This is a genomic window from Leptotrichia sp., assembly GCF_057270615.1.
In genome coordinates, this window is sequence record NZ_DBHIXN010000128.1 from 1 (window position 1) to 1,733 (window position 1,733).

General features: G+C 25.7%; 2 protein-coding genes. Both read left to right on the forward strand.

The genetic code is table 11. The features are described from left to right. A partial coding sequence (locus ACO409_RS10860; protein ID WP_485557166.1) for a PD-(D/E)XK nuclease domain-containing protein occupies positions 1–394 on the forward strand: 394 nt, incomplete at its 5' end. A gap of 221 nt (positions 395–615) precedes the next feature. After that, positions 616–1,362: a DeoR/GlpR family DNA-binding transcription regulator gene (locus ACO409_RS10865; protein ID WP_485557168.1), complete on the forward strand. Its 747-nt coding sequence runs from the start codon at positions 616–618 to the stop codon at positions 1,360–1,362. The last annotated feature ends 371 nt before the right edge of the window (positions 1,363–1,733 follow it).

Sequence of the window (1,733 nt, forward strand, 5' to 3'; positions counted from 1 at the left end):
AGATATTAAGAAATTTGAGAAGACATTGGGAGAAATAATGATAAATATGTTAAGTCATTTTGACTTGGACAAGGAAATGGAGAAGATTTATCAGGTGTTTATGATAGGACTTGTTGGATTTTTAATGGGGAAATATGAGATTATTTCAAATGATGAGAGTGGATATGGAAGATATGACCTCGCAATGATTCCAATAAAAAGTAACGAGAAAGCTTACCTTATGGAATTTAAAATATCGAAGACGAAAAAGGGGATGGAAGAGAGAGCACAGAAGGCGTTGAAGCAGATTGATGAGAAGAAATATGATACGAAGCTTAAGGCAAGAGGGATAAAGAATATTTTGAAGATTGGGGTTGCGTTTTATGGGAAAGAAGTGAAGGTTGTTTTTAAATAGAGATTTAGAGAAAAATCTTATTTAATAGACCTGTTCGATAACTATACAAACTTAGAATTTAATAAAATAAATATCTTGAAGCAAGGGGTCTTGACCCCTTGTATAGATAAAAAAACTTAGGTTATCGAACATATCTAATATAGTTTTGTAAAATATTAATTAAGACAGTTTTGATATTTAGTAATTGTTTTTTATAATATAAAAAAAGAAGGTGTTTTTAGATGTTAAATAAAGAAGAACGATTTGAAGCAATAACAAAAATAATTGGACAAAAAGGAACAGTAAGAGTTTCTGATATAGTAGAAAGTTTAAATGTTTCAGATATGACAGTGAGGCGTGACTTTACTGAACTTGAAAAATTAGGGGTATTAAAAAGAATACATGGAGGAGCTAAAAGTCAATATAAGGAGTTGTCTCATGAGGATAAATCTGTTTTAAATATGGAAAAAAAGAAAGAAATAGCATTAAAAGCTGTGGAATTAATCGAAGAGGGAGATACGATTTTTTTAGGTCCTGGAACTACAGTAGAATTGTTAGCAAAAGAAATAAATCTTAAATCGTTAAGGGTTTTGACAAATTGTTTACCTGTTTTTGAAATTTTATTTTTAAAAAAAAGTGAGACTTTTGATGTACTTCTTATTGGGGGAGAATTTAGAAAAATAACAAAATCATTTGTAGGAGAAATAACAAATATGATATTAAAGAATACAAATTTTAATAAAGTATTTTTTAGCTGTAATGCGGTAAAAGAAAATAATATTATGACTTCTACATTTGAAGAAAGTTATACTCAAGAAATTATTTTAAACAATTCAGAAGAAAAATATTTATTAGTTGATGATTCAAAAATAGAAAAAATAGATTTTACAAATTTTTACACATTGGATAAAGTAACAGGAGTTGTAATAAATAATACAGAAATTGAAACTTTGAATAAAATTGAAAGATATGCCAATCTAATTATTTAACAAAAATTTCAACAAAAAATAACAATAAAAGACTTCTTAAAAGTGGAATTAGTTTGCTTATTGTTTGATTTTGAGTTTACATTCACTCAATTTTGTTTAAAATTAACTCACTTTGAAGATTATATAAACTTAGGCTTGAGTAAAATAATTATAGCTTTGAAGTTAAATTTTACTGAATAAGTACCCAAAAACTTGAAATGTTTTAGAGGTGCTTTTTTTTTTGAAAAATTTAAATTAAATTTTATTTACTAAACAAATAAACATATTTATATTTAAAATATTAACAAAAATTGTTGACTTTTGTTGTTTTTTGTGTTATATTTTTAACAGAAAAAGAAAGTAAAGGAGATGACTACAATGAAAGTTATATT

Coding starts and splice junctions, on each gene's coding strand:
- ACO409_RS10865 (WP_485557168.1), top strand. CDS start 616: ATGTTAAATAAAGAAGAACGATTTGAAGCAATAACAAAAATAATTGGA.